Origin of the sequence: Rufibacter latericius (assembly GCF_003721515.1) — a bacterium.
GTDB classification, from domain to species: Bacteria; Bacteroidota; Bacteroidia; order Cytophagales; family Hymenobacteraceae; genus Nibribacter; species Nibribacter latericius.
In genome coordinates this window covers 414,528-440,535 of record NZ_RJJD01000008.1, presented here as the reverse complement: position 1 = coordinate 440,535, position 26,008 = coordinate 414,528, and the positions used below count along the sequence as shown (strand labels likewise).

General features: G+C 51.7%; 20 protein-coding genes. 7 read left to right on the top strand and 13 right to left on the bottom strand.

Annotated elements, in window-relative coordinates; translation table 11 throughout:
• Positions 1 to 10 precede the first annotated feature (10 nt).
• The 4 genes from EFB08_RS13840 to EFB08_RS13825 form a co-directional block, all read right to left on the bottom strand.
• Positions 11 to 1,525, bottom strand: a complete 1,515-nt coding sequence (locus EFB08_RS13840; protein ID WP_125077742.1) for a hypothetical protein — start codon at positions 1,523 to 1,525, stop codon at positions 11 to 13.
• A 266-nt stretch (positions 1,526 to 1,791) separates the two neighbouring features.
• A complete protein-coding gene (locus tag EFB08_RS13835) occupies positions 1,792 to 3,342 on the bottom strand; it encodes a hypothetical protein (protein ID WP_123127540.1) in 1,551 nt (516 codons plus the stop codon).
• 68 nt (positions 3,343 to 3,410) lie between these two features.
• Entirely contained in the window at positions 3,411 to 3,815 is a 405-nt protein-coding gene (locus EFB08_RS13830; RefSeq protein WP_123127539.1) for an EVE domain-containing protein, read from the bottom strand.
• A gap of 70 nt (positions 3,816 to 3,885) precedes the next feature.
• Positions 3,886 to 4,281: a hypothetical protein gene (locus EFB08_RS13825; RefSeq protein WP_165864899.1), complete on the bottom strand. Its 396-nt coding sequence runs from the start codon at positions 4,279 to 4,281 to the stop codon at positions 3,886 to 3,888.
• A gap of 321 nt (positions 4,282 to 4,602) precedes the next feature.
• Here EFB08_RS13825 and polX point away from each other — a divergent pair, with 321 nt between their 5' ends.
• The 3 genes from polX to EFB08_RS13810 all read left to right on the top strand — a co-directional run bounded on the left by polX (position 4,603) and on the right by EFB08_RS13810 (position 7,442).
• A complete protein-coding gene (gene polX / locus EFB08_RS13820) occupies positions 4,603 to 6,312 on the top strand; it encodes a DNA polymerase/3'-5' exonuclease PolX (RefSeq protein WP_123127538.1) in 1,710 nt (569 codons plus the stop codon).
• 72 nt (positions 6,313 to 6,384) lie between these two features.
• Positions 6,385 to 6,972, top strand: a complete 588-nt coding sequence (locus tag EFB08_RS13815) for a hypothetical protein (RefSeq protein ID WP_123127537.1) — start codon at positions 6,385 to 6,387, stop codon at positions 6,970 to 6,972.
• 146 nt (positions 6,973 to 7,118) lie between these two features.
• Entirely contained in the window at positions 7,119 to 7,442 is a 324-nt protein-coding gene (locus EFB08_RS13810) for a DUF962 domain-containing protein (protein ID WP_123127536.1), read from the top strand.
• Positions 7,443 to 7,644: 202 nt separating this feature from the next.
• On the opposite strand, the gene EFB08_RS13805 is transcribed toward EFB08_RS13810, so the two are convergent.
• The 3 genes from EFB08_RS13805 to EFB08_RS13790 all read right to left on the bottom strand — a co-directional run bounded on the left by EFB08_RS13805 (position 7,645) and on the right by EFB08_RS13790 (position 13,223).
• Positions 7,645 to 9,246, bottom strand: coding sequence for a PQQ-dependent sugar dehydrogenase (locus tag EFB08_RS13805; protein ID WP_123127535.1), 1,602 nt, complete (start codon positions 9,244 to 9,246; stop codon positions 7,645 to 7,647).
• Between the two features lie 317 nt (positions 9,247 to 9,563).
• Entirely contained in the window at positions 9,564 to 9,968 is a 405-nt protein-coding gene (locus EFB08_RS13800) for a DUF983 domain-containing protein (protein WP_123127534.1), read from the bottom strand.
• A gap of 825 nt (positions 9,969 to 10,793) precedes the next feature.
• Positions 10,794 to 13,223, bottom strand: a complete 2,430-nt coding sequence (locus EFB08_RS13790; RefSeq protein WP_123127532.1) for an outer membrane beta-barrel family protein — start codon at positions 13,221 to 13,223, stop codon at positions 10,794 to 10,796.
• 209 nt (positions 13,224 to 13,432) lie between these two features.
• Here EFB08_RS13790 and EFB08_RS13785 point away from each other — a divergent pair, with 209 nt between their 5' ends.
• Positions 13,433 to 14,452, top strand: a complete 1,020-nt coding sequence (locus tag EFB08_RS13785) for a sensor histidine kinase (RefSeq protein ID WP_125077741.1) — start codon at positions 13,433 to 13,435, stop codon at positions 14,450 to 14,452.
• A 158-nt stretch (positions 14,453 to 14,610) separates the two neighbouring features.
• A complete protein-coding gene (locus EFB08_RS13780; protein WP_123127530.1) occupies positions 14,611 to 15,360 on the top strand; it encodes a LytR/AlgR family response regulator transcription factor in 750 nt (249 codons plus the stop codon).
• Positions 15,361 to 15,581: 221 nt separating this feature from the next.
• Here the strand turns inward: EFB08_RS13780 and EFB08_RS13775 are convergent, their stop codons facing one another.
• The 3 genes from EFB08_RS13775 to EFB08_RS23530 form a co-directional block, all read right to left on the bottom strand.
• Entirely contained in the window at positions 15,582 to 16,646 is a 1,065-nt protein-coding gene (locus EFB08_RS13775) for a T9SS type A sorting domain-containing protein (protein WP_165864898.1), read from the bottom strand.
• Between the two features lie 342 nt (positions 16,647 to 16,988).
• Positions 16,989 to 17,627, bottom strand: coding sequence for a T9SS type A sorting domain-containing protein (locus EFB08_RS13770; protein WP_165864897.1), 639 nt, complete (start codon positions 17,625 to 17,627; stop codon positions 16,989 to 16,991).
• A 10-nt stretch (positions 17,628 to 17,637) separates the two neighbouring features.
• A complete protein-coding gene (locus EFB08_RS23530; RefSeq protein WP_165864896.1) occupies positions 17,638 to 18,747 on the bottom strand; it encodes a hypothetical protein in 1,110 nt (369 codons plus the stop codon).
• A gap of 232 nt (positions 18,748 to 18,979) precedes the next feature.
• Between EFB08_RS23530 and EFB08_RS13755 the strand changes: the two genes are divergently transcribed.
• Positions 18,980 to 20,386: a sodium:solute symporter family protein gene (locus EFB08_RS13755; RefSeq protein ID WP_123127956.1), complete on the top strand. Its 1,407-nt coding sequence runs from the start codon at positions 18,980 to 18,982 to the stop codon at positions 20,384 to 20,386.
• A 139-nt stretch (positions 20,387 to 20,525) separates the two neighbouring features.
• Complete coding sequence (locus EFB08_RS13750; protein ID WP_123127525.1) at positions 20,526 to 22,304, top strand: cellulase family glycosylhydrolase; 1,779 nt, start codon at positions 20,526 to 20,528, stop codon at positions 22,302 to 22,304.
• 166 nt (positions 22,305 to 22,470) lie between these two features.
• On the opposite strand, the gene argH is transcribed toward EFB08_RS13750, so the two are convergent.
• The 3 genes from argH to proC form a co-directional block, all read right to left on the bottom strand.
• On the bottom strand, positions 22,471 to 23,802 hold the full coding sequence (gene argH, locus EFB08_RS13745) for an argininosuccinate lyase (RefSeq protein WP_123127524.1): 1,332 nt from the start codon (positions 23,800 to 23,802) through the stop codon (positions 22,471 to 22,473).
• Between the two features lies 1 nt (position 23,803).
• Entirely contained in the window at positions 23,804 to 24,868 is a 1,065-nt protein-coding gene (locus EFB08_RS13740) for a M20 family metallo-hydrolase (RefSeq protein ID WP_123127523.1), read from the bottom strand.
• A gap of 137 nt (positions 24,869 to 25,005) precedes the next feature.
• A complete protein-coding gene (gene proC / locus EFB08_RS13735) occupies positions 25,006 to 25,827 on the bottom strand; it encodes a pyrroline-5-carboxylate reductase (protein ID WP_123127522.1) in 822 nt (273 codons plus the stop codon).
• Between the last annotated feature and the right edge of the window lie 181 nt (positions 25,828 to 26,008).

Genomic DNA, 26,008 nt, shown 5'->3' with positions numbered 1-26,008 from the left:
AAGAGGTTACTTACTCAAACGTCATATTCTGCAGGTAGAAGACCGTGCGGGGTTGTCCCTGCTTGGGTTTGATGCGCTGGAACCCATAGGCCACAAAGTTACCTCCGTACCAATGAAGAATCCCGCCTTCATTGCTGGCGTATAGTTTTTCAGAGGCTTCCTGTAATCTTACCTCCACTTTTTCCTCGTTGGCGCCAGAAACGTTCGGTTTCAGGGTTTTGTACCTAATGTATTCCTCCTCGGGGTACACCAGGGTGATATTGCCTTCCGGCGAAACGCCTGCTTTAACAATAGAAGTGGGTTCTTGGTAGGTTTCGTTTTTAAGTCGGTAGGAATTATCCCACAAAAGGTTGCCCTCCCAGTCAAAAACACAGGCGATGGCATGCGTGAACCGATAGGCATCATACGGACTTTTACCTGATTGCAGCGTGTCTGACTCGCGACCATAGGCGCCGTTGTACAGGTTTCGGGCCGTGTTTTTGTATTCCGGGTAATAAACCTCTCCAACAATGGCGTAACCCATCGGGTGCGGCATAACGGGGTGTAGCAGTACGCGATGCCGCAGCAAAAGCGGTTTCTCCTTTGCTTCATGACGGGCGAATTTCGCTTTCATCCGACGTTCTTTCCTGGGAGAGAGGTACTCAAAGAAATGCCGGAGCTTGCTAAAATCAAAGTACCTGGTATTGCCCCCCAGATGGCTGGTGAACAAACCCTTGGAGAAAGAAAAAGTGCGGTGCCCGAAAGTGCCCACCAAAACCTTTCTCAATGTATCTCCGGGAGCCAGGCGGGCACCTTGCAGGGTGTTTTCTGTCCGGAACTCCATCTGGGGCTGGACAAAATACGTGCCTATGACTTCGCCCTTTGCGTTTAGGCGTTTGGTTTGCACCCGCGAGCGCGCACCATTAGACTCGGTTAGCACAAGTTCCAGCGCATGCGTCAAGGTGTCTACCCTGAACTCTCCTAATTCTTCCAGACCAAGTGAGGCATGCAGAATCTTTACCTCCTTTTGCGCCGGGTTCAGGTGCAGGATGGTATGGTTGTTCTTCTCCAGCCCGTTCAGAAACACCTGGCCGTCCAACGCCTTCATTTCTTGGGGGGTGAGGCTAGCCGAAGGCAGCGTGTGCTCACTCACTGTGCCCATACCCGTGGCATTGTTTACTTGATGGAGCAGTACTTTCTGGTTGTTGAGTGCGTAAAACAGCAGGTACAGGGTTTTTCGCTCAGAGGCAACCAATAAGAGCGTTTGGTCTGACGTGTGGCCGTAGTTTGTTTTCCAGACAGGTTTAAGCTCTTTGTTGTATTTAGTGAGTTTAAATTCCTGCCTTTCAGTCCCTCCAAGGCGCTTGGTAGAGACCACCAGCACGCCGCTATCGGGTAGGACATGAACCAGGTGTTTGTCATCAAAAGGACTGCTTTCCACCTCCACCCGATAGGTCTGAGCCGGAGGATTCGACCTTACCCTGACTTTGTTTTTCTGGCGCGCCTGCGCAGCAAAGGCCATGCTCCAGCAAAGCAGGAGGAGCATGAGGTACGGCTGATGTGTACATCTGGGGACGAGACGCATACAAAAAGAGCTAGTCTGACTTAATATAATTATAAATTAATATAAAGTCATCATCCCAGCCCATATCTTTTCAGATTTGTGCTTGGCTCCTAAAAGGAAGTCTCAAATTTTTATAGCGCTTGCAGGAAGACAAAAGTCGTCTTAAGCCCTCAAAGTCGTGCAACGGTTTTGGCGTTGGTTTAGGAAAAGGGGCAAGAAACTGAGGTGAACCCAAACTAAGAAGATGATCAGAAAACCATGTTCTGGAGGTAGAAGACGGTGCGTGCCTGCCCGTGCTCCGGTTTAATGCGCTGGAACCCGAAGGCAATGAAGTTGCTGCCGTACCACCGCAGGATGCCCTCGCTGTTGCTGGAGATCCTTTTCTCTGTTTCGTCTTTTAGGCGCACCTCCACCTTCTCTTCGTTGGAGATGGCTACGTTTGGTTTCAGGGTCTTGTACCAGATGTATTCTTCCTCGGGGAAAACCAGTGAAACATTGCCTTCTGGTGTCACGCCGGCTTCTACGGTTGGGGCAAGTTCTGGGTAGGTTTCGTTTTTGAGCTTGTAAGCGTTGTCCCAGAGCAGTTTTCCCTGCTTGTCAAAGACGCAGACAATGGCGTGGGTAAACCGATACCCGTCAAACGTGCTTCTGGTTTGGCGTAGGTCTGGGTACCGGCCGGTGATGGTGGTGTATTGATTGAGGCTGCCGCTTCGGTACTGCGGGTAGTAAATTTCCCCTACCAGCGCATAACCCAGCGGATGCGGCATAACCGGGTGCAGGAACATGCGGTAGCGCAGCACCATGGGTTTGCCTTTGGCTTCCTGGCGGGCAAATTTGGCTTTCATGCGCCGCTGCGCCCGCGGGCCCAGGTACTCAAAGAAGTTCTCCAGTTTGCTGAAATCAAAGTACTGCACGTTGCCCGCCAGATCACTGGAAAACAAACCCTTTGAGAAAACCGAAGTGCGGTGCCCAAACGTGCCCAGCAGGATTTTGGTCAGGGTGTCACCGGGAGTGAGGCGGCCTGCCTGCAGAGTGTTATCATTCCGGTAATCCATAGGGGGCTGGATGAAGTACGTGCCAATCACATCGCCCTTGGAGTTAAGGCGCTTGGTCTGCACCCTTGACCGCCAGCCATTCGATTCAGCTACCACAAACTCCACCGCGTGGGTAAGGGTATCTACCCTGAACTCCCCCAGATCGTCTTCCATCCCGTAAACGGCGGGCAGCAATTTTATCTCGTCCGCGTTCGGGTCCAGGCGCATCATGTTCAGGTTATCGCGGTCCAGGCCGTTCAGGAACACCTGCCCATCCAGGACCGCCATTTCTTTGATGCTGATGTAGGAACTGGGCAAGGTGTGCTCCGTGAAAGTGGCTACCCCGGTAGTGGCGTTCACCTTGTGCAGCATCAGTTTCTTGCTGCTGGGGGTAGAAAACAGCAGGTAGGCCATTTTGCGCTCTGAGGCCACAAATAGCAGCGTGTGGTTTGTCTTGTGCTCGTATTTGGTTTGCCAGAGTTGTTTGAGCTCCCGGTCATATTTGGTAAGCACAAAATCATCCTTGCCAAACCAGCCGTTGCGTTTGGTAGACACCACCAGCAGGGCCGTGTCTGGCAAGGCATGCACCGTATGTTCATCTTCATAAGAGTCGCTCTCTATTTCTGCCCGATGGGTCTGGGCAGGAGGGGCAGGCTTCTCTTTGTCTTTCTCTTTTTTCTGACGGGCCTGGGCAGAGAAGGCCACGCCCCAGCAGAGCAGGAGAAACAAGTACCGCCAAGAATTTCTTCTAATGGGTGCGGGCATAAGGTGTTTTTATGAAATGACAGGGAACTCACTAAAAACGCCAAAACGCGCCAGATGTTTTACGCTGGCTACTGGCCCATAGTGAGCAGAATATCAAACTCTTCTGGCGTTAAGGGTATCACCGATAACCGCGACTGACGCAGCAGTGCGATGTTCTGGAGTCGCTCTTCTTTTTTGATCTGATCCAGGGTTACGGGCCTGGCAAGCGCCTGCTCAGGAACCAGGGTCACCGCCACCCATTGGGTTTCTGGCGTGGTAGGGTCCTGGAAAGCTTCCTGGGCAACTTTGGCAACTCCCACAATAGACTTCTCAGAAACGCTGTGGTAATAGAGCACCAGATCGTTCTGCTGCATTTTCTGGAGGTTGTTGCGGGCCTGGAAGTTTCTAACCCCGTCCCAGGTGGTTTTTGTATCGCGTTCTAAATCAGACCAGGCGTATTTTTCAGGTTCGGTTTTAACAAGCCAATAGTTCATAGGTAAGCTAAAAACAAGTGCGCCGCCCCAAAGGAGAAAAGCACTTGCCACGGTTAAAGGTAAAAGGTATCTATTTCTGGGTTTCTTTCCGCCGGACTTTGATCAACTCTGCTGTAGCCGAGATAATCTCCAGTTCTTCCGGGGTGTGTTTGGGATTGTCATAGGTAATGAGCAAGCGATCCTTGCCCTGCGCTTCCCACCTGCCGGGCTGTTCTTCCAACCCATCGGTCGGGGCGATGCCGTACCGCAGGAACCTGCCGTCTTGCTCTATCATAAACCCGGTGCGGCCCCGTGAGGGCGGAAAATCAAAAGTATTCGGGCGGTAAAACTTCACATCGGCCGAGTCTTCTTCATAGGAATTGAGCCAGGTATTCCCGTACACTGCGGCCGGTAACTCAGGCCCGGCCCCGCACTTGGCCGCCATCAAAACCAGCGCCAGCAGACTCAGCAAAAAGAAGTGTTTCATACCCGTAAGGAGTATCCCGGCAATAGGCCACTGACAATCCTGCCACAATATAAAAAATAGTCTTGAGTTCTGAGCCTTGAGTCCTGAGTAGGGCAAATATAAGTTGGGATAGATTCTAATTACAGTCTTTTGAAACCCTTATCTGGAAAACATGCCTAAATCGGCTTTGCCGATTTTAATCCCGTTTACCATTTACAACTTAAGATTCAAGACCAAGAACTCCCCAACCTCACATAATACTCAGCACTCAAGACTCAGAACTCAGGACTAACATACGCAGTATGTTCCTATCTTTGTCAGAACCCCTTTCACAACCGCACCGTGGAGAATAAAGAACTCATCCGTATGTTCCGGCTCACGGCTTCTTTGATGGAGCTGCACGACGAGAACCCGTTTAAAATAAGATCCTATACCAGTGCCGTGATGGTGATGGAGCGAATAGAATCGCCCATCCACCAGATGAGCCAGGCCCAGTTGGAAAAGTTAGATGGCATTGGCAAAGGCATGGCCGGCAAGATCATGGAAGCCATTCAGACGGGCAGCCACGCTGACCTGAAACGGCTGCTGGAAACAACGCCAGAAGGGGTGGTGCAGATGCTCAACATCAAGGGCATCGGACCAAAGAAGATCAAAACCATCTGGAAAGACTTGGGCGTGGACACCATTGAGGCGCTGCGGGAGGCCTGCGAGAAAAACGAGGTTTCTAAGCTGAAGGGCTTCGGGGCGAAAACCCAGGAAACCATTCTGCAGGGGCTGCAATACACAGAGTCCAACAAAGGCAAACTGCTTTGGGCCGAGGCCGAGGTCCTGGCCCTGGATTTGCTCTCTTTCCTGAAAAACAGGCCTGAAACAGCCTCGGCCGAAGTAGTAGGCGACCTGCGCCGCAACATGGAAACCGTGGAAACCCTGCAGTTCCTGGTAAGCCTGCACGATGATTCCAAATGGCCGGATCTCCTGACGGAGTTGCCAGGCGTCATGCCCCAGGAATCCGTATCCGGACCGTTTGTGTGGCGCGCCCAGGTAGACACTTCTGATCTGAAACTGGAGGTGCGCTTAGTGCCGGAGCGCCGCTTCGCCAACCAGGTGCTGTTGTACTCCGCGCACCCGTCCTGGTTGACCCAACCCCTGAACGACAACGGGGACACGCTCATGGCTGAGGCCTACGGCGAGCCCGCTGCTTCTGAAGAGGAGATCTTCCGGCGGGTGAACCTGCCCTACATTGCCCCCGAGCTGCGCGAAAGCCTTAAGATGCTGGAACTGGCCAAAGAAAACAAGCTGCCCACCCTGCTCACCGGCCAAGACCTGAAAGGCACCGTGCACAACCACAGCACCTACTCAGACGGCGCGCATACCCTGGAACAAATGGCGGTGCACTGCCAGCAACTGGGCTACCAATACCTGGGCATCTGCGACCACTCCAAATCGGCGTACTATGCCAACGGCCTGAATGAATTTAGAATCAAAGAGCAGCACAAAGAAATAGACCGCCTGAACCAGCAACTGGGACCCTTCCGCATCTTCAAAGGCATTGAGTCTGATATCCTGACCGATGGTGCCCTGGACTATGACAACGACGTACTGGCTTCTTTTGACTTCATCGTGGCCTCCATCCACAGCAACCTGAAAATGGACCTCGTGAAAGCCACTGACCGCCTGCTCACCGCCATCGCGAACCCGTACACCACCATGTTGGGTCACCCCACCGGCCGTTTGCTCCTTCGTCGCGAAGGCTATCCCATTGACCACAAAGCCGTGATTGACGCCTGCGCTGAGCACGGGGTGATCATTGAAATCAACGCCAACCCAAGACGCCTGGACCTGGATTGGCGCTGGGTTGAATACGCCCTCAGCCAGAACGTAATGCTCAGCATCAACCCAGACGCCCACAGCATGCGCGGCTACGAAGACATGCGGTACGGCGTGCTCGTAGGCCGCAAAGGCGGACTAACGGCGGAGATGACGTTCAACGCGAAAACCCGGGATGAAGTAGCGGCCTATTTCGAAGACCGCAAGCGGGCAAAAGGGATTTGATGGCCGTTTATAACGAAAGCTTTTTTCTCTGACTGAACTTTAGTAGGTTCAGTCAGAGAAAAATGATGGTATATGAACTTTGATTTTGCTGAACAAATAAACCCTTTCCTTGAGGTTCACGCTTATTCAAATGCAATTGAGTTAGCGGAAACAGCCCTTCAAAAAATAACTTTCACTGACTTTCATGCAGTTCTTGGACAATCCCTTGTTCACCAATCTGGTGCTTTGACGGTCTGGATGGATGAATTCTATGCCAATGTTTCAAAGGAGATTGCAGTCAAAGCCATGTACTTTGAAATGAATGAATTCGATATCAATACAGACTACTGGTATATAGATGGGTTCGCATTCATTGAAGACGGAGGATGGGACCTTGAGGACATGGAGTGGCTAAGTGAGGCAAGCGAAGAAACAATGACTTCTGGGGAGTTCATCCTAAAAGGGTATGAGCAACTTCAGGAAGCCTTTGAGAATGAAGATTCTGATTCTGCAGAGGCCGAAAATGCCCGAGACTGGTGTGAGCAAATAGTCATTGCAAGATTTATGGAACTCATGCGGACAGCCCACCTAAAGGCGAAAGACCAAAATCTGGAATGGGCAGACATACCGCTCTATTACTCAATACATGGTTATGATTTTATCCTGAGATCCGAAGGATAAATCTGACTTCAGAACGAATTACAAGAGTTAAAGAACCTGGGGAGTAAGTGAGTCTAAATGAATGCTTGCACCCCAGGTTTTTCTTCGGTGTGGACTGATGATAAGAGGCTGAATTCGTATAAAGTAGTGAAAGTACTTTCACTGCCATGGTTAATCCTTCACCCCGCATCACTTCCTTCAAGGAGTTTTACCCGTTCTACCTCTTGGAGCATCAGAACACCACCAGCCGGGTGCTGCACTTTGTAGGGACTGGGTTGCTGCTGTTGCTCATGATAATCGCGTTTGTATTAGGCCGCTATGGCTGGCTTTGGTGGCTGCCGGTGATTGGGTATGGCTTTGCCTGGGTGGGACATTTCTTTTTTGAGAAAAATAAGCCGGCCACGTTCAAATACCCTCTCTACAGCCTAGCTTCAGACTTCGTGCTGTTCTTTCAGTTGCTCACCGGCAAGCAGAAATTCAAGGTCAAATAAATCAAAGTTCTCCTTTATCCCAAGCCGGAAAGATTTTGTGGGCATACTAGCCAGGCTCCGCGTAAGCGTTCTTCGCGTTGGCTCACAAGATCCTTTCTGGATGACAAAAAGGAAAGAAAGTGCTTAGCTAAATGGCGGTCTGTTTTCCTCCATCTGTTGTGGGATTGTTTTAGAGAAAACAGCCCCGAAGCAGAACCAAATCCTACTCTTTTCTACTTTGTCTGGCTGCTGGTGAGACTGCTTTGGAGCCGCCTCGTTGCTTCTTACCGGATGCACCACCCGAAGCACTTTTTCTGGCAGTTCCGCCTTTCACGTAGGTGAATTCCAGGACGGAACCGCGGTAGTGGCTGCCTTTGGGGTCTTCGCCCGAGGGGCCGGAGGTCACTGAGGAACTGTCTACGGCCAAGTACAGCTTTTTGCCATCTGGCGAGATGGCTAGGTCACGGTACCGGATTTTAGATCTGAAATATGTGAGCGTATCGCCAGTGACTCCGGTGCCTGAGGCGTTAAGGGGCAGCCTGAGGAGTTTACCGGTTTTGAGCGTGGGCACAAGCAGTGAGTTTTGCCATCCCGGTATGCCCGAGGCGGTATATACGGCAATGCTGCTGGGGGCCTCGGATGGCCATTCCGGGGTGTTGTTTTCGCCACCGCTTCTCGCCTGCGTCAGGGTCTTTGTCAGGAACGCGTTAGAGTTGGGATTGAAGCTGTAGATGGGGTCACGATAGGTCTGAGCCCCAATGGCTGCGGCGTTTTCCTTCTCACTTTTGATGGTAGGGTAGGTGGTGTGCCACTCGCCGGGAAGCTGAGTATGGTTACTGACGCCCGCAGCAAGTCCGTTGTAGTTGTTGTCATTGTACCCGATGATGAGTGGGTGCCCGAAGTTCTTACCTCGTTCAATCACGTTGATCTCATCGTCTGAGAAAGGCCCGTGTTCGCTCGCGTAGATTCTTCCCGTGCCGCCCACCAACGCATAGGCTAAACCCTGGGCGTTTCGGTGACCCAAGCTCCAAACTGCATTCTGGCGCTGCGCACTGGTAAAAGGGTTGTCGTTCGGAATCCAGCGGTCGTACTGGTTTTTATCAGTATCAGGCTCCATGTTGAAGCGGAGGACTTTGCCTTCGTAGCTGCCAGTGACTTGGGCGTGGTTCGGCCGGCCCACGTTCTTGAACTGCCCGGCACCCATATCGCCCACGGTGTAAAACAGGAAGTCTTTTCCGTTGACCGGCGCAATCAGGAGCCGGCCTGAGTTGTGGTCGTTGCTGCCGGGAATGCTGTCGCAGAGGATCATAGGGTTGGAAAGTTTCTGCGCTTTGGGTTCGTAGTCATACCGCACCAGCCGCATGGTGTAGTGGCATCCCCCGAAATTAGGATCGCAGCCCTCGTCCGTTTTCCTTGATCCGGCAAAATCATACGCATACGCCAGGTACACATACGGCTTCCCCGATAAAAGCTGCGGGTGCAGCGCCATGCCCATCAGTCCGCCCTGCGGCCACGGTTTGCCGCCGTCTATAGAATCGGAAACCTTGTCATAGCGCGGGAATTTACGTTCTGGGGTGAGGTCCAGCAAAACGGTTTGTGCCCCGGTAGAAGGATTGAGCCGACTTACTTTATAGCCTTTGGCCTCTGTGATCCAGAGGTGGTTATCGGGTCCGTAGGCTACTTCCCAGGGATCGCTGAGTTTGTCTTTCACCACCCGCACCGAAAAGGTCTCGCCATTGGGGCCGGTAAGGTCTTGGGCCCAGGAGAGATTATCGGCACCAGAAATCAGTAGAAGAAGAGAGAGCAACAGAAAGGAACGTAGCATAAGATCAAAGTAAACCGAAGTGATTAACAGCTCTTTAACTTTTGCTCCTGGAAAATGGTTGTGGAAGAAATACGCTTTCGGGTCGTAGAAGTCCGTTGCTACCCTTTCGGCCGAACCTGTTCAGGCGTGATTTCAACCTGTTTTTTGAAAAATCGCTGAAAAAGGAATCGTCTTTAATGCCTAGGGCCAGCGCACCGTTGCATAATTCAATGACAGGGAATGAAGGAGAAACCAGTTGGCTACAATCAAAGGTGTTTCCGAAATGACCAATGGTGGCGCATCAAATTGCGGAAAACAGGGCAGAAACAACTCCAATTCTAGTGTCCTCTTGCTTGCGGATTGGTGGCCGCCTCGGGGTTGTAGCTGATGAAGATGTTGATCCAGATGGCGCGGGAGAGTTTGAAAAGCGCGGGCATAAACAGGACCAGAGAAAGAAGGAGGGCGGCCATGAACATCCAAAGGGTGATTTCCTCAGAGAACAGCATCATGAGACCCACAATGGCCAGGGTTGGTCCGGCGGTGAGGCCATAACTCACGAACATGGCGCCGTAGTAATAGCCGGGTTCCGGTTCATAGATCTGGTTGCAGACCGGGCAGTGGTCCAGCATCTTGCTCATTTTGCGGTAACCCATGAGGCTATTATTCTCAAACAGATCTCCCTCGTGGCAACGCGGGCATTTCAATTTGGCGATGCTGTATAACTTAGAGCCTTTTCCTAACATAGCTTTCTATTCTTTTCTCTTTACAAAGGTACGTGCATTGGAATGGCAAGGATAGGACAAAAGGCGGCTGTTCCGGTTATTTTTACCCGGAGGCCGGGTGTGGCGGTGATTTCAGGGTGTTTCTGAGAAAATAGGAGAGAAACGCTTTGTCCAGTTTCTGGTTGATAAAGGATTTGCAAGCCGATGTTGGTTTTCCATCAACTACCTTTTCTAAGCGCAAAGTCCCCCTTTGAAATGGGGAAAGGGGATGCCTTCTTCTGCTGATTCTTTTCTCTTTTTTATCTCCGGTTCAAGTCTGTGACTTGGACCTACCATGGTCTGAAGTTTGCAACTTTAGTGAGGCACCAGCCTCAAACTCGAATTTTACTCTGCATAGCCGGTAATTCACTGCTTCTTCATTCAATTTAAACCTAGCCGGGATTCTCCCCTTGAGGGAGATAAAGAGGGGTGTTTACACCTGTCGGTCTTCTTGCTGATCCTTTTTTAAAGAGCAGGTACTCCCACTTCCTACCTACTAACTCCAGGGCTGCAGATGCGGCCTGCCCGCGTTTGTCACTTTTCTCCTTGATGAGAAAAGTAACCAAAAGAATCAAGAAGCCTCAAACTCGCTGACGCTCGGACAGTGAGGCTTCAGATTGGTACCACCCCGCTGCCGTCCTATGTTCCATCGCTCACGTAGGCCACTGCCATTGGAATTGTCCCTGCGTGCGGCGGCCTGGTCTCGGCCTCACTGTAGGCCTTCGCCCCGGCCCGCCGCAGGTACCTGTCTTACTTTGGAACCGCTGCAAGCCTGCATCGTCCTTGCGGACGGGGTTTGAATGGGAATTACCTGCTCACCCGGTTCTCTTCGTCAGAGGTGCCGGTTTTCCGGCTGCGGGCGGCTTTGATTTTGCTGTTGCCGAATTTGAAGTCAAACGTGAGGTTCAGGCGGCGGCTTTCCCACTCATTTTCCCAGTACATGTTCACGTTGCTGTAGTTCAGATTGGCTCTGAAACGGGAGGTGTCAAAGATGTCGTTCAGTTTTACGCTTACTGTCGCGCGGCCGTCCATAAAGGTTTTCTTTGCGCCTATGCTCATAAGGTAAGAGGCTTTGTTCCTGAAGAGGCCAGACACCGAGGGCGAGCTGTAGTAAGCCGAATATTGCACGCTGAAGTTCTTAGGCAACGTGAAGTTGTTATCCGTGCTGAAGTCCCAGGAGAACTGTTCCTGGTTGTATTGCTCGCCTTGCACCGGGGTGCTTACTTTGTTCAGGTTGCCTTGCAGTTGCAGGTTGGCGCTCCACCATTTGCGCATAGGTAAGGTGCCGCCGCTGCTGATGCCCAACGTGCGGGCGCGGCTCAGGTTCTGGGGCGTGCTGATGCTTTCTTTGGTGGCATCGTTCTGGCTCACCACTTCCATCACAAAATCATTCTGCTGCAGGTAACTGATGCTCAGCAACTGGAAGTTCTTGAAGGTATAACTGGCCACCAGCGAGTTGGAGAAAGACGGCTGCAGAAACGGGTTTCCTTTGATGCCCATATATGGGTCAGAAAAGAAGGTGAACGGATTCAAGCTCCGGTAATTGGGCCTACTGATGCGGCGGCTGTAGGAGGTAGAGAACTGGTGGTCTTCACTGGGGTTGTAGCTGGCAAACACGCTGGGGAACAACTCCCAATAGTTGCGATCTACCACGTTCTGGGTTGTACGGGAGTTCCCTCTGGAAATGGTTTGCTCGGCCCGCAGACCGGCCTTCAGGCTTAATGCCTTACTTACTTTCTTGCTCAGGCTGATATAGCCGGCATTGATGTTCTCGTCATACAGAAACTGATTTGTGCGGCGGTCATCGGTTAGCCAGGTGTTTTCCTGCAGCGTCTCAAATTTGATATCTGAGTCATTGCGTACCCAACTGCTTTTCCAACCGGTTTCGGCTTTCCAGTTGTGAGGCAGAGGATGCACGTAATCGGCTTTGAGGGCGTAGATCTGGACCGCGGCATCTGAGAAACTGCGCAGGTTCTCGAACTCGCGGCCGTTCCGTATGGCTGCGGCGAAGTATTGGTTCGTGAAAGACTCATCGGCGCCGTTTTGGTAGCGCACGAAGTCGGCGTCAAAGGTGAGCGAACGGCCCGTGGTGTCTATGTCGAATTTGTAGTTCAGGTTGAGGCTGTAGTTGTTGGAAACCACATCGCGCGGATTGCTCATCTGCACGCTGCCGATGGCTCTGCCGGGTATGTCATAGTTCACCGAATTGCTGGTAGTCAAAACATCCTGCGGCGAGGAATAGCCTTTCAGCATGATGCCCACGGTGTGCTGTTTATTGATGAAATAATCGGCGCCCGCCACTACATTCACGGTCTTGGTGATGGGGTGCCAGTAGTTCACCGACCGATACAGGCTGTCTCTGATGGTACGCTCCATGGTGAGTTTGTTGTAGGAGTTGGAGTGGCTTATATGGAGGCGCGTGTAAAAGCTGACCTTGCCTAGGTTATAGTTCAGGTTGGTGCTTACCCCGGCCTTTTCATACGTGCCGTAACCGGTACCCACGATCAGGGTGCCGTTCATGCCTTTGGTGAGCTCGCGCTTGAGCACAATGTTGATGATACCCGCCGTACCAGCCGCATCAAAAGACGCCGGCGGGTTCGCGATCAGTTCTACTTTGCTCACAGCCGAGGCCGGTAAAGATTTCAGGTACATGCTCAGTTCAGAACCAGACATGTAGGTCATCTTGCCGTTGATCATCACGTTCACGCTGCCGCTGCCCCTGAAGATGATATTATCGTCTTTGTCTAGCCGCACGCCCGGCGCGTTCTTCAACACCTCCAGCGAGTTCTCCCCGGCCGTGTTGAGTTTCTCTACGTTCATGATCAGCCTATCGGCTTGCTGCTCCAGAAGAGGGCGCTGGCCCTGCACCACCACTTCGTTGAGGACAGTTGTTTTGAGGGTGGTTTGCAGAAACGGCACCTGAACCGGCTGCGTGCCTACTTCAAAGACCGGACTTAGCACCTGGTGATGGTCAATGCGACTGGCTTTGATGACGTATCGGCCGGAGGCCACTTTCTCAAAAACATACACGCCTGCTTCGTCTGTCATCTGGGAGTTGACTAGGGTAGAATCTGGCAACCCCAAAAGCATGATGGTGGCATACGCGAGGGGTTGTTTTTTCCCATCTAGTACGGTTCCTTTTACCGAGGTGCCGCTTTGAGCCAGGGCGGAGAAAGAGAAAATAAGGCTCAGGAAAACCAGAAAGGGGAATTGGCGGAAAGTAGGGGTTTGGTTCATACGGGTCTGTTCTGGTTTAATGATGAACCAAAGGTGCGGGAGGTTGCCTGATGTAAAAATTAAATAATCCCAATCCAGCGAACCATTATCCCAACGTCGGTTTTTTGCTTGTTTTCAGGAAAAGAGACCTAAAAATGAGGTTGACATCAGGAAAGTGGGGATTGGGATAAAAAATGCGGTAATGGCACCTGCGCCCTTTAACTTTGGGTATGAAGAAAAGCAGAATCTTTCTTTACCATCTGGCTGCGTGGGGCTTGTACATGGGGTACAGCATTTTGGAGAACTACCTCTTGCCGGACAGGCCTTTCACATGGATGCCGTTGCTCTACATCTCCTATTTTATCAGCTTGGCCGTTACATTTTACTTTTGTTATCTATTTGTATATCCGCGGTTTCTGAAACGGGAAAAGGTGGTTCAGTTAGTGCTTTGTTTGGCCCTTGCGCTGTTTCTGTTCACGTTTACCCGCTACTTTCTGGAGGAAATGATGTACCCGTTCCTGTTCGGCTTCCGTAATTATTCTGAGGATACGCCCTTTTCTTACTACTTCACAAATAACCTCTTAAGGGCCTTTCCTATGATGGCCATCAGTGCTGTGGTCTGGAACGTGCAGGACGCCTTTAAGAAAGAAAAGGAGTACAAAACCTTACGTGCCGAAAAGACGCAGGCCGAGCTGGCCTTCCTGAAATCACAGGTGAATCCGCATTTCCTTTACAACACGCTTAACTACATCTATGCGCTGGCTTACCCAGTTTCAGAATCTATAGCCGAAGCCGTTCTGAAGCTCTCAGATATGATGCGCTACATGCTCCATGAAAGCCCCGATGGGAAGGTGGAACTCCAGAAGGAAGTAGACTACCTGCGCAGTTTCATCGATATTTTCCGGTTCCGGTTCGAAGACAAGTTCTTCGTTGATTTTACCGTGATGGGCAACCTAAACGGGCAACGGGTAGCTTCGCTGGTACTGATTCCGTTTGTGGAGAATGCCTTCAAGCACGGAGTAGTAAATGACCCAGCCAACCCTGTTCAGATTCAGCTTGAGGTAAATGGGAAAGACCTGCTTTTTGAAGTGCGAAACCGCATCAACCGGCAGCAGAAAGACCACAGCACGGGCATCGGGTTGGCGAACATCAAACGGAGGCTGGAACTGCTTTACCCCAACCAGCACCACCTTGCCGTGAACACCAATGGGTTGGTGCACGAGACCCGGCTTAAGTTGCAGAACTTATAACCTATTTCAGGCTTATTTTTAGAAAAACGTATCGTAAACGGGTGCCCTGGACTAAGCTGAAAAGAAGGAGGTGGAAGACTTCTTCAGGTAAATTTTCATTTTCTTTTTCTCCTTTTCAACGCTTATCTTAATTCCAGATTCTTAATTCCTAATAGAAAATGATCCGGTGCATTTGTGTGGATGACGAGGCGTACGCGTCTAACCTGTTAAAAGCCTACATCCAGAAAATCCCGTTTCTGGAGTTTGTGGGCAGCACCACCAGCCCCATTGAGGCCTTGGGTTGGGTAAGCGAAAGCCGCGCCGATCTGGTGTTTCTGGACATCCAGATGCCGGAACTCACGGGACTTCAGTTCCTGAAACTTGCCGGAAACAAATGTAAAGTCATCCTGACCACCGCTTACCCAGAATATGCCCTGGACGGCTACGAGCATGATGTGATAGATTACTTGCTGAAGCCCATCGCGTTTGACCGTTTTCTAAAAGCCGTTCAGAAAGCGCAGGCCATCTTACAGCCAGTGACAACGGCCCCAACTCAGGTTTCGACATCACTTGTTCCGATAGTTTCTCCCGTTTCGGCGCATCCGGAGTACATGTTTGTGAAAGGCGAGAGCAAAAACAAGTTCCTGCGCATCAACTACGCCGATATCCTGTTCATTGAGGGCCTCAAGAATTACGTGTCTTTGTATCTGCCGCAGCAGCGCGTGGTCACCTACCAAACCCTCCGAGACCTGGAGGAACAACTGCCGCAACCACCCTTTTACCGCGTGCACAAATCCTATATCATCTCCATTGACAAAGTGACCATGGTAGACGGCCATACCATTTACATGAAGGAGAAATCAGTTCCCATTGGTGAAACTTACCGCGAGGGTTTTTTCAAACTGATCAGGGAGAAGGACCAATCCTGAAGCGTCCTGTTTAAAGAAATGCCTTTAAAACCGAAACGAGAAAGTAGCAGCTACCTTCTCGTTTCGATTTTGTGTTATAGCGCTCCTTTCACCATCCAAGGCCTTCCGAGTTATCCGAAATCCTTGGATGGTTTAGCAGACCCATGTTTACTAAGGTAGCCTTGAAATTGGGCACCTGCTTGGGTTTTGGGGCTAACTTCTGGAAATCAGGGTAGAAACGCTTACCGCTTCACCATCAGTTTTTTTGTCATCTTTCCTTGTGCGGTTCTGAGGTGCAGAAGATAAAGCCCCTCGGGTAAGCCCTCTACATTGAAGACCCATTCGTCTTTTGTTTTTACCCAGACAGGCAGTGTGAACGCCGTTCCCACGGAATTGTATACCTGGGTTTCGCGCAGTTGTAAATGGGCGGGTACTTTCAAGGTCAACGTAGACGAGGCCGGATTAGGGAAGGTGGAGATCTGCTCTTGCCATTCTTCTGAAACACCGGTTACTATTGGGGTTTCCCGCACCAGCAGTTGCCTGTCTCGCATTACCTGCCCAATTAGCCTGCCTCCGCGCCATTCCTCTACCACCATGGCAACAATGTATTCCCCCAGAACTCCCGGGGTATTCCAGGTCAGTTGGCCGGTTTTCCGGTCCAGGGTGAAGCCAGCCGGACTTCTGGCGTCTGGTACGCCAAGAAAATTCTCCAATCCTCGGTGACTGGGTATTTCCTGGCCCAATGGTGTGCCACAGGCGTTTTCGCCGTTACTTGTTAGGGGTGTTACCAATTTGTAGGAGAGGCTATCGCCGTCAGCATCAAAGGCAGAAGGGTTGTGGGTGAAGAATTGGTTTCGGAGGGCTATATCTACGGGCAGCGTTCTCAGCACCGGGGAGCGGTTAATCCCCAGCAAAGGATCTGCCACCAACGTGCTCTGCAAAAAGAACCTTTGTTGAACCGAATTGGAGATGTTGACAGTACCCGCATTTCGGCTAGAGCCAGCATACGTGATTTTATAAGTGCCGGGCCCGGCAAAGGTATGCTCAAACTGGTAAGTGTTGACAAAGGTGCCAAGTGGTGAATCTCCTAGTAACGTTCTTGATTCGCGGGCCACCGTCTGACTGGTACAGTCTCCGAAGTACAGGGTTGCCTCCAGATCTTCAAAGGGTGGTGGGGCCACACTGTACGTCACTAACGTGATAAAAAACTTCAAAGGATTACGGGCAGCGGTGGTGTCGCTTTTGTAATATAACTCACCACCGCGTAAATGAGTGGCCTGAACCGAGAAGGAAATAAGAAAAAGCAAGAAGAATGGCAGAACTAAGGTCTTTGCCTTTTTTAATGGTAGGGGAGGTTTCATAGTGAAGGGAAAATCCGTTTGGTGAATATTATCTTATATACGATGTTGGTTAATAGGTTCTGTTTCAGCTAAATATAGCTATAGTATGTTGAGATTGCAAGGGCAACCTTGTGCGTGAACCTTGCATAGGCACATCCTGCAAAATTGAATGATCTGGCAGCAGAAACAAGCGAGGCAGGACCCTTTGCTGATGTGTGATTTTCGACCGGAACTGATAAAACAAACCGGGGAAGTAATTCCTGCTTCAGGGCTATTTCTCAGAAAACGGCCCTGAAACAGGTAGCTGATTTATCGTTTAATGACCAGTTTGTAAGTCAGCGTTCCGTGGTCGGTCTGCAGACGTAGGAGAAAGAGCCCATCTGGTAAATGGCGGACATCAAAACTCCACCCCCCGGCTGATTTCTGAGGAATGAGGGAAGCCATGGATTTTCCAACCGGGCTGAAAACTTGGGCGGCTTTTACCTTCACTGCCGCCGGCGCATTTACAGTCAGTACACCAGCCGTGGGATTAGGATAGAAGCTTATCTGCTGCCTGATTTCGTCTGAAACTCCGGTCAGTCGGCCGGTGGTGATTTCATTGGAAGCGACGCTGGTGCCTCCTTTAGGGGCATTGGAATCGGCGTAGAGACGGTAACTGTAGGTCTGGGTCAGGTCAAGTCCCTGCCCGTTGTTGTTGTCCACGAAAGAAGTAGTACCCGCTGACACGTAGCCCACCAACGTGTATCCTGCCGAGGCCGCAATTCCTTTGTCGCAGGCGCTTGGCGTAAAGGAAGATGGATTTACTTTCCGGTAAAGGTAGAGGCGGCGGGCATTAGGAATAGCGTAGTTCTCCCAGGTAACCCTGATGCTGGAATCCGTCTCGCGTACCGCCGCAGAAAGGACGGGCGCGGGCCCCAACACCGTGATATTCCAGGGCTGGAGATCCACTAGTTTTAGATTACCCGAAGGCACCTGGTCTTCTGCCCTGAAAAGAACCTGGTAAGGTTGTGACCGGATATCTGAAAGGCCAGGTACCCACGTGAAAACCCCCGAACCACCATCTGCAGAAACAAACCTGGCCTCTGGCGAAGCAGAGGAAAGCATCATTCCCTGGGCTAACAGGGCAATGGGGGACCTGATTTTCATCAACTGCATGGATTGTTTCCTGGATGGAAGTGCCAGCTACCACACATATGCCCTGCAAGGTGGAGAGCACCGGTGGTTGGTTAGAGTCTTCCCGTACAAAGACCTGCATGTCTCGGGTCACTTTGCCAATCAGACGACCAGCGCGCCATTCCTCTACCTCAATGGCAAGGTTGAACTCCCCCAGCACCCCAGGGGTGTTCCACGTCAATTGCCCGGTGGTCTGGTTCAGGGAAAATCCCTCTGGAACCCTGTTTTCAAGTCTTCCCAAAAAGGATTCTAAACTTCGGTAGCCAGGGGCGTTTCTGCCCACCGGATTACCGCAGGCGTCCACGCCATCTGAGATACGGGGAGCCAGCATTTTAAAGGATAGGCTATCGCCATCGGGGTCATAGGCGGCCGGGTTGTGCACGAAAATCTGGTTTCTGGCTGCCACATCCACCGGAGTGTATTGGAGGATAGGAGATCGGTTCACGCCCAACAGCGGATCAACGGTGATGGAGGCCTGGAGCAAGAACGTCTGTTGCACAGAGGAGGAAATGTTCACCACGCCGCCGTTGCGGTTCTCGCCCACAAACGTGACGGTATGGGTGCCTGGCTGGGCATAAATATGCTCAAACCGGTAAACGTTCACGAAACTGTTGTTCTGGTTATTCGCCAGTAAAGTCCTGGATTCGCGGGCCACCTGCTGTCTGGTGCAGTCCCCGAAGTACAGCGTAGCCTCCAGATCTTCAAAGGGCGGAGGGGCCACACTGAAAGTCACTAACGTAAAGAAGAACCGTCCGGGTATTGGATTAGACGTGGTATCGCTTGAGGCATAGATCTGCCCTGCCCGTAAGTGCGTAGCCTCAGAAATGGAAGAAAATAGGAGCAATAGTAGCAGCAGGAAAGGCCAAGTTGTACTAGTGGGTAGAATTTTACTCATATAAAAAAGAGCTTGAAAGAATAAGAAGATAGCCTGATTGGGTGTTTGTTCAGCGGTTGATGCTATAAGGCAAACTTGGCAACGAAGCCTAAAAATAGAATTAATTAAAGGCATCTGTACCCTTCTAAACTATTAATTTTTGCACAATCTAAAAAGCATGGGAATCTACTAACTTGCTGGGAGTTTGGGGCAGTTTTTCAGAAATCAGGCTCCAAACCGATATCTGTTTTTCATGCTGGTCTTCTTCGTTCTTCTGTATTTGGTGCTCAACGTAGCCTTGGGGCTTTGGGCCGCCCGCCGCGTACACAACACGGCAGACTTCCTATTGGCTGGTCGGGCCTTGCCTTTGCCCATGGCCACGGCTGTGGTGTTTGCCACCTGGTTTGGGTCAGAGACTATTCTGGGAGCCTCCGCAGAAGTGGCCAAAGACGGTTTAATAGGTATGGTGGAAGATCCGTTGGGCGCGGCCCTGTGCCTGGTGCTGGTGGGCCTGTTCTTCGCCCGGAAGCTGTACCGCATGAACCTGCTCACCTTCGGCGATTTTTACCGTGTCAAGTTTGGCCGCACCACCGAAGTCATCGCCTCGTTCTGCCTCGTGATTTCCTACTTCGGGTGGGTGGCGGCCCAGATGGTGGCCCTGGGAATCTCTTTCAACCTGCTGCTGGGCACCACGCTGGTGCAGGGCATCTTGGTCGGGAGCTTTCTGGTGGTGCTGTACACGTATTTCGGGGGAATGTGGAGTGTGAGCATCACCGATTACCTGCAAACCATCATGATTATTCTGGGCCTGCTGATCGTCACCTGGTGGGTGATGCGCGAGAAACCTTTCTCAGAGGTAACCGCCACACTTCCGCCCGATTTTTACCGAATCACCCCTAAAACAGGCACTTCGTTAACCGGTTGGCTCAATTACCTCGCCCTTTGGATAACCATCGGTTTGGGATCTATTCCGCAGCAGGATGTGTTCCAGCGCGTGATGTCATCTAAATCAGAGAAGGTGGCGGTAAGCGCCTCTTTGCTGGCGGCCTTTCTGTATGTCACCATTGCTTTGCTGCCCCTGATTCTGGCCATTTACGCAAAAGTGCTCCATCCTGAATTAGCCGCCAAAGATGCGCAGATGCTGGTGCCTAGCCTCATTTTGGGTTCCAGTCCTATGGTTATCAAAGTACTGTTTTTCGGCGCTCTCATCTCTGCTATCATCAGTACCGCAAGTGGTGCAATTTTGGCCCCAGCCTCCATCTTAAGTGAGAACCTGCTACGCCCGTTTTTCAAAAACATCACGGATAAAAAACTGCTGGGGCTATCCCGTGGAAGCGTGCTCATCGTTTCGGTGATTTCCTTAGGGTTTGCTTTGTCCCGCAACAACATCCATGAGCTGGTGAGCGAGTCATCGGCGCTGAGTTTGGTGAGTCTGCTGGTACCCTTGGTGGCCGGTATTTACCTGAAAAAAACATCGGCGGCGGCAGCTATTTTGTCTATGGTGGTGGGCATGGGTTCCTGGTTCTTCTGCCGCATCTCAGGCACCCAGATAGAACCTATGTGGTACGGCTTGGCAGGCAGCTTGGCAGGCTACCTGGTAGGATGGGTGTTCTACAGAGAATCTGCCCAAACCGCCGAAGAAAAGCCCGTGCATTCCTGACCTGTTTTGCCCAAAACCGGCCTAAAACAAGAAGGCTTTGCTCTTAGGTTGCCAATCGGTTTCGGTAAGGGTGCTAAAAGGTAAAAGATTAATATATTGGTAGGCTATTTATCGAACCAGCTTATTCAATTGAACCGCTATGCGTCAGCCTTCTTTGTCTTTGCCTAAGCTTCTTTCTGCCTTATTCTGCCTCTCGTTTTTCTTCCTTGGGAAGGTACACGCCCAAGGTTTTCTCCGGGCCGAAGGAAAACAGATTGTTAACGCCCAGAACCAGCCAGTTCTGCTGCGCGGCATGGGCCTGGGCGGCTGGATGCTGCAGGAAGGATACATGCTCAGAACCGCCGAGTTTGCCGGCCAGCAGCACCGCATCAAAGCCAAGATGGAAGAACTGATCGGTCCGGAGCGTACGCAGGAGTTCTACAACGCCTGGCTTCAGAACCATACCCGCAAGATCGATATAGATTCCATGGCTACCTGGGGCTTCAACTCGGTGCGTTTGCCCATGCATTACAACCTGTACACCTTACCCGTGGAGCAGGAGCCGGTGGCGGGCCAGAACACGTGGCTGGAGAAAGGTTTTCAGATGACCGATAGCCTCCTGCAATGGTGCAAAGCCAACCGCATGTACCTCATCCTGGACCTGCACGCCGCCCCCGGCGGACAAGGCAACGACACCAACATCTCGGACCGCGACCCTGCCAAACCCTCTTTGTGGGACAGCGAAGCGAACAAGCAGAAGACCATCGCGCTGTGGCGCAAACTCGCCGAACGCTACAAAGACGAGCCCTGGATAGGTGCCTACGACATCATCAACGAGCCTAATTGGGGTTTTCAGAGCAAAGAAGACAAAAACGGCTGCGCCGAAAAAGACAACGCTCCGTTGCGCCAACTGATGATGGACATCACCAAGGCCATTCGCGAGGTAGACCAACGGCACTTGATTTTCATTGAAGGCAACTGCTGGGGCAACAACTACAACGGCGTGCTGCCCGTCTGGGACAAGAACATGGCCCTCAGCTTTCATAAATACTGGAACTACAACGACCTGAACGCCATCAAAGGATGGCTGGACTTGCGCGAACAGCACAATGTGCCCATCTGGCTGGGCGAAACCGGTGAGAACTCCAACGTGTGGTTCCGGCAAGCTATTGAGCTTGTGGAAGGGCAGGGCATTGGGTGGGCCTGGTGGCCGCTCAAGAAACTGGGCTTCAACAACCCATTGGAAGTGCCCATGACGCCCGGTTACCAGAAACTGCTGACCTACTGGCAAGGCAAAGGCCCCAAACCATCTGCCGATGAAGCTTACGTCTCCCTAATGGAACTCACCGAGAACCTGAAACTGGAGAACAATCTCTACCATCCTGATGTGGTGGACGCCATGTTCCGCCAGGTCAAATCAACCGAAACGGTTCCGTTCGGGAACTACAGTTTCGTCAAGAAACTGACCATCCCCGCTGTGAACTATGACCTCGGCCGAAACGGCTTCGCGTACCTAGACAAAGACACCGCCAACTACTACATCTCCACCGGCGGCCCCCGCACCCCCTGGAACCGCGGCACCACCTTCCGCAACGACGGCGTAGACATTGCCCAAGACAGCGTTTCTAAGAAGTTTTTCGTGAATCACATAGAAACCGGCGAGTGGCTCCAATACACCACCGCCTTCGAGGAAAACAAAGCGACTACGGGCATGCTTAAGCTGTTGGTCGGCTCTGATACCAACACAAGTAAACTCACTCTCACCGTAAACGGAGACGTGGTGAAAGCCGGAATGGGCGTGCCTAATACCGGTAGCCCCAAAAAATGGAAGACCGTTACCCTGAAAAACATCCCCCTAAAACCCGGCAAGAACGTCTTTAGAGTAATCGCCGAACAAGGCGGATTTATGCTGCAGTCCCTGGAAATTAGCGTGAAATAAAGCAGGCTGTTTCAAGGCTGTTTTGTAGAAATCAGGCTGAAAATAATGTACCGGCGTAACACCGTTACGCCATACCGGCGATGAAAGAAAAGGCCTCACAAGTTTTCAAAACCTGTGAGGCCTTCTACGTTTTCCTGCTGTTTTTACAAAAACGCCCTGAAAACGTCTAAGCTAGCAACTCCGCAATAGCTTTGTCTACTTTCTCAAACTGAAAACCGCTCAGTACCTCTTCCATTATGCCTTTGATCTGCTCGGTACACAGGTTGCCAATGCTGCCCTCATGCGTGTGGTGCAACGTTTCGGGACGGGTGAACTCACCTTTTTCAATGGCTATTCCCACGTTCTTGTACGCATCCCGGAACGGCACGCCACTCAGAACCTGGTTGTTTACCACCTCTACGCTGAAGAGGTACTGGTACTTCTCGTCTTTTAGTATATCCTCGTTCAGTTTCAGGTGCGGCAGCATGAAGGTCATCATCTCCAAACAGTTCCTAATCTCTGTGAAAGCCGGGAAGAAGCTTTCTTTGAGCAATTGCAGTTCGCGGTGGTAGCCGGAGGGCAGGTTGCCGAGGAGCATCTGAATCTCGGTAGGGAGGGCTTGCAGGCGGTTGCACTTGCCACGCATGATCTCAAACACATCGGGGTTCTTCTTGTGCGGCATGATGCTGGAACCGGTGGTCAGTTCATCTGGCAGCGTCACGAAGGCGAAGTTCTGGCTCATATACAGGCACACGTCCATGGCCATGCGGCTGATGGTACTGGCAATAGAAGCCAGGCCCATGCTCACGCTGCGCTCGGTTTTGCCGCGCCCCATCTGGGCGTACACCACATTATAGTTCAGCGCCTCGAAACCAAGTAAATCAGTTGTCATTTGACGGTTAAGCGGGAAAGAACTTCCGTACCCAGCTGCCGAGCCCAACGGATTCTTGTTGCTGATTTTGTAGGCCGCCTGCAGAAGCTGAAGGTCATCCACCAAACTCTCTGCGTACGCGCCAAACCACAACCCGAACGAAGAAGGCATAGCCACTTGCAAGTGGGTATACCCGGGCAGCAGGATGTGTTTGTTCTTCTCACTGAGTTCCTGCAAGGTGTTGAACAGCGTGTGCACGGCCTCAACCGTCTGTCGGATTTCATGGCGGATGAACAGTTTCAGGTCCACCAGTACTTGGTCGTTACGCGAACGGCCACTGTGGATTTTCTTACCAGCCTCACCCAAACGGCGTGTGAGCAACAGCTCCACCTGCGAATGTACATCTTCCACACCGGGCTCAATCTCAAAGACACCGCGTTCAATGCTTCGGTAAATCTCCTTCAGCTCACGCTGCACGGCGGCTAAGTCCTCCGGTTCCATTAGCCCGATGCTCTCCAGCATGCGCGTGTGCGCCAGGGAGCCCAACACATCAAAAGGAGCCAATTGTAAGTCCATTTCGGCGTCTTTGCCCACGGTGAATTTCTCAACGTTCTGAGCCACGGATGTTTCTTTCTGCCAGAGTTTCATGCTAAACGGTAATAACGGGTGTCAATAATTGTATGTAAAGGGCGATGCCTTCTTCCAGTTCTGATAGGTAAATGAATTCATTGGCGGTGTGCGACCGCGCCGAGTCGCCAGGACCAACCTTCACCGAGGGAATATTCAGCAGCGCTTGGTCTGAGGTGGTAGGGGAGCCGTACAGGTTCCTGCTCAGCTTTATCCCCGATTGCACAATAGGATGGTTCTGGTCAATAGACGAGGGCCGCAAACGGGTAGACCTAGGCGTCACCTCACTTTTTACGTGCTCCCGAATGATGCTTAACACTTCCTCGGGCTGATAGGCATCGGTTATGCGCACATCTACCGTGAACGTGCATTGGTCCGGCACTACGTTGTGCTGCGTACCAGCCTGAATGATGGTTACGCTCATCTTCACCGGACCTAAGAAGCTGGACTCCTTTGGGAAACGGAACGAGCGGAACCATTCCATATCTGGCAGTGCCTCGTAGATAGCGTTCACGCCTTCTTCGCGGGCAGCGTGGCCGCCTTGTCCGTGCGCGACGCAGTCCAGTACCATTAAGCCTTTCTCGGCCACAGCCAAGTGCATCTGGGTGGGCTCGCCTATAATGGCAAATTCCACTGTGCCCAGTTCTGGGTACACAAGCTCAATGCCGTTTCTACCGGAGATTTCTTCCTCGGCGGTAGCGGCCAGCACCAAATTATAGGTCAAATCCTGCCGCTCATAAAAGTGCAGGAACGTAGCGATGAGCGACACCAGACAACCACCTGCATCATTACTGCCCAAACCTATGAGTTTACCATCTTGGACCGTAGGCGTAAACGGGTCAAAGGTCCAGCTCGGGTGCGGCTTCACGGTGTCATGGTGCGAGTTCAGCAACACCGTAGGCAAAGCTGGGTTGTATTGCTTGTTAAACGCCCAGACGTTGTTCTCCTTGCGGTGAATCTCCACGCCTCTGGTCTGCAAAAACTGCGCAATCGCCTCCGCCGTTCCTGCCTCTTCGCGGCTGAAGGATTGGATGGAAATCAACTGCTGAAGCAGGGTTAAAGCGTCTTGGTATAAGGTGTTGTTCATTTAAAAAAGTACGCTATTCGAGAGTCCCCCTTTGAGGGGGTAAGGATATGTTTACATCTGCTGATTTCTGTTTTCAGTCCCTTTTCTGAGAAGTAGGCAAAACCAGCAAGAGGTGAGAGACAAGGCATGCCTTGTCTCTACTTTTCGTCTGTATACAATTTCTCCGCCTTATTGGCCGAGGTCTTGATGCCTTTGATCATCGCGGAGCTGAAGCCGTTGTGTTCCATCTCGTTGAGGCCTGCGATAGTACAACCTTTGGGCGAAGTCACTTTGTCAATCTCGTTCTCTGGGTGGCTTCCGAAGTGCAGCAGGAGGGAAGCCGCGCCTTTGGCGGTTTGGGCGGCCATGCGCAGCGCATCACCCGCGTGGAATCCGATCTCGGTACCACCTTGGGCTGCAGCGCGAATAGAGCGCAGAAAGAAGGCAATTCCGCAGGCCACCAGCGCCGTAGCCGAGGACATTAATTCTTCCTCAATCTCAACCGTTTCGCCTACGGCGGAGAAGATCTCTTTCACCAGTTTGATGTTCTCAGGCGAGGCATTCTTGCTGGTAATACACGTCATCGACTCCCGAATGGCGATGGCGGTGTTGGGCATGGCGCGCACCACTTCCACCACTTTGCCCAAGCGGGTGATGATATCGGTCACGGCCACGCCGGTCACGATGGAGATGAACAGGTGTCGGCTTGGGTCGATGCTTTCGGAGATGTTGTCCAAAACGCTGTCCAGTTGCTGTGGCAAGATACTCAAGACTACTATGTCAGCCTCGGAGACGGCCAGTGCGTTGTTGCTGGAGGCGCGGTAGCCCTGCTCCACCATCGGCTCCAATAGTCTGGTGTTACGACGGGTGAGGGTAATGTCCTCAGCGCGGTATTTCCCGGAGGCGACCATACCTTTGGCCAGCGCGATGCCCATGTTTCCGCCGCCCAGAATGGCTATTTTCTTATACTGTTCATTCATGGCTCTTAAGGTTGCAGCCGGTGCACCGGCCTGATGTTGAGACTACTTTTGCAAGAAAGGTAAATCAGAGACTCCTCCAACTGCTTTGGGCTTGTTTTCTAAAAATCTAACTAAAAACGTACAGGGCGGCCAATCAAATCTGGAAGTATTGTGAATGAAAAGGCACAGCCTGTATCCTCTG

What these genes read in the sequence shown, in the direction of transcription:
- EFB08_RS13840 (WP_125077742.1), bottom strand. Translation starts at nt 1,525, where the DNA reads ATGCTCCTCCTGCTTTGCTGGAGCATGGCCTTTGCTGCGCAGGCGCGC.
- EFB08_RS13835 (WP_123127540.1), bottom strand. Translation starts at nt 3,342, where the DNA reads ATGCCCGCACCCATTAGAAGAAATTCTTGGCGGTACTTGTTTCTCCTG.
- EFB08_RS13830 (WP_123127539.1), bottom strand. Translation starts at nt 3,815, where the DNA reads ATGAACTATTGGCTTGTTAAAACCGAACCTGAAAAATACGCCTGGTCT.
- EFB08_RS13825 (WP_165864899.1), bottom strand. Translation starts at nt 4,281, where the DNA reads ATGAAACACTTCTTTTTGCTGAGTCTGCTGGCGCTGGTTTTGATGGCG.
- EFB08_RS13815 (WP_123127537.1), top strand. Translation starts at nt 6,385, where the DNA reads ATGAACTTTGATTTTGCTGAACAAATAAACCCTTTCCTTGAGGTTCAC.
- EFB08_RS13810 (WP_123127536.1), top strand. Translation starts at nt 7,119, where the DNA reads ATGGTTAATCCTTCACCCCGCATCACTTCCTTCAAGGAGTTTTACCCG.
- EFB08_RS13805 (WP_123127535.1), bottom strand. Translation starts at nt 9,246, where the DNA reads ATGCTACGTTCCTTTCTGTTGCTCTCTCTTCTTCTACTGATTTCTGGT.
- EFB08_RS13800 (WP_123127534.1), bottom strand. Translation starts at nt 9,968, where the DNA reads ATGTTAGGAAAAGGCTCTAAGTTATACAGCATCGCCAAATTGAAATGC.
- EFB08_RS13790 (WP_123127532.1), bottom strand. Translation starts at nt 13,223, where the DNA reads ATGAACCAAACCCCTACTTTCCGCCAATTCCCCTTTCTGGTTTTCCTG.
- EFB08_RS13785 (WP_125077741.1), top strand. Translation starts at nt 13,433, where the DNA reads ATGAAGAAAAGCAGAATCTTTCTTTACCATCTGGCTGCGTGGGGCTTG.
- EFB08_RS13780 (WP_123127530.1), top strand. Translation starts at nt 14,611, where the DNA reads ATGATCCGGTGCATTTGTGTGGATGACGAGGCGTACGCGTCTAACCTG.
- EFB08_RS23530 (WP_165864896.1), bottom strand. Translation starts at nt 18,747, where the DNA reads ATGAGTAAAATTCTACCCACTAGTACAACTTGGCCTTTCCTGCTGCTA.
- EFB08_RS13755 (WP_123127956.1), top strand. Translation starts at nt 18,980, where the DNA reads ATGCTGGTCTTCTTCGTTCTTCTGTATTTGGTGCTCAACGTAGCCTTG.
- EFB08_RS13750 (WP_123127525.1), top strand. Translation starts at nt 20,526, where the DNA reads ATGCGTCAGCCTTCTTTGTCTTTGCCTAAGCTTCTTTCTGCCTTATTC.
- argH (WP_123127524.1), bottom strand. Translation starts at nt 23,802, where the DNA reads ATGAAACTCTGGCAGAAAGAAACATCCGTGGCTCAGAACGTTGAGAAA.
- EFB08_RS13740 (WP_123127523.1), bottom strand. Translation starts at nt 24,868, where the DNA reads ATGAACAACACCTTATACCAAGACGCTTTAACCCTGCTTCAGCAGTTG.
- proC (WP_123127522.1), bottom strand. Translation starts at nt 25,827, where the DNA reads ATGAATGAACAGTATAAGAAAATAGCCATTCTGGGCGGCGGAAACATG.